2 protein-coding genes are annotated in these 3,573 nt (G+C 41.6%); one reads left to right on the forward strand and one right to left on the reverse strand.

Going from position 1 to position 3,573, the window contains the following annotated elements:
* Window positions 1–411 precede the first annotated feature (411 nt).
* Window positions 412–1,218, forward strand: coding sequence for an exodeoxyribonuclease III (gene xthA, locus AAY47_RS19020; RefSeq protein ID WP_047771905.1), 807 nt, complete (start codon window positions 412–414; stop codon window positions 1,216–1,218).
* 56 nt (window positions 1,219–1,274) lie between these two features.
* Here xthA and AAY47_RS19025 read toward each other — a convergent pair whose 3' ends face one another.
* Window positions 1,275–3,221 carry a DNA topoisomerase III gene (locus AAY47_RS19025; protein WP_047771906.1) on the reverse strand — a complete coding sequence of 649 codons (1,947 nt, stop codon included), beginning with the start codon at window positions 3,219–3,221 and terminating at the stop codon, window positions 1,275–1,277.
* Between the last annotated feature and the right edge of the window lie 352 nt (window positions 3,222–3,573).

Here is a 3,573-nt window from a genome sequence, read left to right on the forward strand (position 1 = left end):
ATATAACCATGAACTACACATTCAAATTTCTATCAGAGATTGATTAACTCTTCTACTTTTTCATTAATTAATTTTTGTAACACACAACATAAAATAAATTTCAATAATAAAAACTCTCACGGGAAATTATAATATCAACTGTTGAATATAACACATAACAATTAGTAAATTATTATAAATCCATTAATTTACTATTTATTGATTTGGTGTCTTTTTATTATTTAAAAATCGATTCGACACTTTAAATTTGAGGTAACGAGAGTATTATAATCAGTATAGTATTACATATGTGAGTAAAATAGCGAATTATCAAGATAATCAGGTGAAATTTATTATTTAATAAATAGTTACATCCTTATTTGCATCTGTTAATATTAAGAATAAGAATATTTTATAGGTGATTATAACAATATGAAATTTATATCATTCAATATTAATGGGTTAAGAGCACGTCATCATCAACTTGCTGCCATTGTTGAACAACACCAACCTGATGTTATCGGATTACAAGAAATAAAAGTCCATGATGAAATGTTTCCTCTGGAAGAAGTCAGTAAGCTGGGTTATCACGTCTTTTACCATGGTCAAAAATCACATTATGGTGTCGCACTGCTCACTCGCCAACAGCCCGTAGATATCCGTAAAGGTTTTCCTACTGATGACGATGATGCACAGCGCCGCATTATTATGGCCGATATCGAGACACCGCTTGGTTTATTAACTGTAATCAATGGCTATTTTCCGCAAGGGGAGAGCCGTGACCATCTGATTAAATTTCCTGCAAAAGAAAAGTTTTATCAGGATCTACTGTCTTACCTAGAAATTAACCATTCTCCAGAATCACACATTCTGATTATGGGAGACATGAATATCAGTCCAACAGATCTCGATATTGGCATCGGAGAAAACAACCAGAAACGCTGGTTAAAGACGGGAAAATGTTCTTTTTTGCCAGAAGAGCGTGAATGGATGGAACGCTTGAAAAACTGGGGACTCATCGATACATTCCGAGCACTAAGCCCCGAGGTCAATGACCAGTTTTCTTGGTTCGACTATCGCTCAAAAGGCTTTGATGATAATCGTGGGCTGCGCATTGATTTGCTGCTTGCCAGCCATCCGTTGGCAGAAAGATGTATCTCTTCTGGTATCGATTATGCTATCCGCAGCATGGAAAAACCATCCGATCATGCCCCTGTCTGGACTGAGTTTAAGATATAAACAGCGACCATGAAACACAGCACCACCCATTATGGTGCTGTGTCAGCATTTCGGGATCATCCCTGATTGGCTTGATCTTTCTTTGCCCTGCTCTTGCTGGATTTTGCCTGCTTTCCTTTCCCTTTTTTGGCATTAACGGGAACAGGAGGCAAGTCCCTAAAAGCCGTCAAATTACGATGTTGTTTTGCCTGCCAAATCAACTGCTGCAATGTTTCCTGAAGGGGGAACATAAAATCCTGATAACGGAATTGCTTTTCGCTGATTTGCGTCAACCGAGATTCCCAATGTGCAGTCATATCCGGCAATACCGCCATGTCCGGCAAGACATGAATTAAAGCCCTGCCAGCCGGAGTCGCGTGAATATAACGCCCTTTTTTGTACAGGAAATCCCGTTTGAATAGCAGCTCAATGATCCCTGCTCGAGTCGCTTCCGTCCCCAGGCCATCAGTGGCACGAAGCACCTTTTTCAAAGCTTTATCCTGCACAAACCGAGCTATGCCAGTCATTGCAGACAATAATGTTGCATCTGTGAAAGGCCGTGGAGGTTGTGTCTGTCTTTCCACCACTTCGCCTTTCTCACACAATAATTCATCTCCTTTAGCAACAACAGGTAATGGCGTGCCTTCATTCTCTTCATCCCGTTCCTTGTTGCCAAGCAGGGTCCTCCAACCCGCTTCTGCCAGAAAACGTGCCTTGGCGATAAATTTTCCACCTGCAATATCAAGTTCAATCGTACATTTCCGAAATACCGCGTCAGGAAAAAACTGCATCAGATATTGCCGCGCAATCAAGCTATAAATATGGCTTTCATTTTCGGTTAAATTGACTTGGCTACTACGTGCAGCAGGAATAATGGCATGGTGAGCATCAACCTTCTTATCATCCCAACAGCGGTTCTTTTGCCCTATATCTAAAGCATTCTGTGGAAGTAAATGGGTAGCATGAATCGAAATGGCATTCAGGACCGCATGACGCCCGACAAAATGCTCTTCCGGCAGGTAACGACAATCAGAGCGCGGATAAGTGATCAATTTATGGGTTTCATAAAGCCGCTGACAAATGTCAAGTACATCCTGAGCACTCAAGCCAAAACGTTTGGCCGCTTCAATCTGTAAGGATGAAAGAGAAAAAGGCAATGGGGCTGTTTCTGATTCACGCTTATCCTGATAGGAAGAGACATAGGCGGGTTGTCCGGCAATACGCGCAACGACATGTTCAGCTAACGGCCGGTGAATAATTCGCCCTTCTTCATCCTGAAAATCAATGCACGATTCACTGGGTTGCCATAAAGCGGTAAATCGCTCTTCATCAGGTGTAACAACATGTGCTTTGACTTCAAAGAAGTCTTTCGGCACGAAATTTTCTATCTCTTCATCACGACGCACAACCAAACCTAAAATAGGCGTTTGAACCCGCCCAACCGATAATACCCCTTGATAACCTGCACTTTTGCCTAATAAGGTATAAGCACGGGTCATATTGATACCATAAAGCCAGTCTGCTCTGGCTCTGGCGAGTGCAGAAACACATAAGGGGATAAACTCCCGATTGCTCCTCAGCCGTTCAATCGCTTTTGCGACCGCCTGATGATTCAGGTCATTAATCAAGCATCGCTGGACATTGTATTTTCTCTCAGTATCCAGATCTAAAAAATCCAGCACTTCATCCACCAGCAATTGACCTTCACGATCAGGGTCACCTGCATGGATGATTTCGGTCGCTCTTTCCAGCAGGGATTTAATAATGTTGAGCTGTTTGGCCACGGCTGCCCGTGGCTTTAGTTGCCATTTTTCAGGAATGATCGGTAAATCAGCCAATACCCAACGAGCGTAACGGCTATCGTAAGCATCGGGTTCGGCCTGTTCCAATAGATGACCAACACACCAAGTCACAAACTGGTTATCACCGCATTCGATAAACCCATCCCCACGTCGATGGGGCTTCGGTAAAACATCCGCGATGGCTCTCGCAAGACTGGGTTTTTCGGCAATAAAAAGACGCATGGAATTCTATCCATTTGATTTTAAATTTAAATTATAATTAAACACTAAATATTATCCGGTATATTGTCCTGTTTATCAAAACCTTTGGTAAAACATCTTCTGAGTTCATTTTGTATTGATAAATAAATATATCAGCGTCTATATCATTTTTCATTACATACCCACTTATTTCTAAATCCTTCACCTCGCTCCATCTATTCAGCCAGATCAATACTAGTGGTAACCCCTACCTTCCCATGCCCCTCAGTCCACTCAGTATATGAGATTTCACAACCAATAACCGACCAAATTTTACCCATCAACGCCGATGTTCCTCCAAACTCACATTTTGTACATTTATTGAACTGAAAAT

The sequence above is a fragment of the Xenorhabdus griffiniae genome (assembly GCF_001028135.1).
Classification (GTDB): Bacteria; Pseudomonadota; Gammaproteobacteria; order Enterobacterales; family Enterobacteriaceae; genus Xenorhabdus; species Xenorhabdus bakwenae.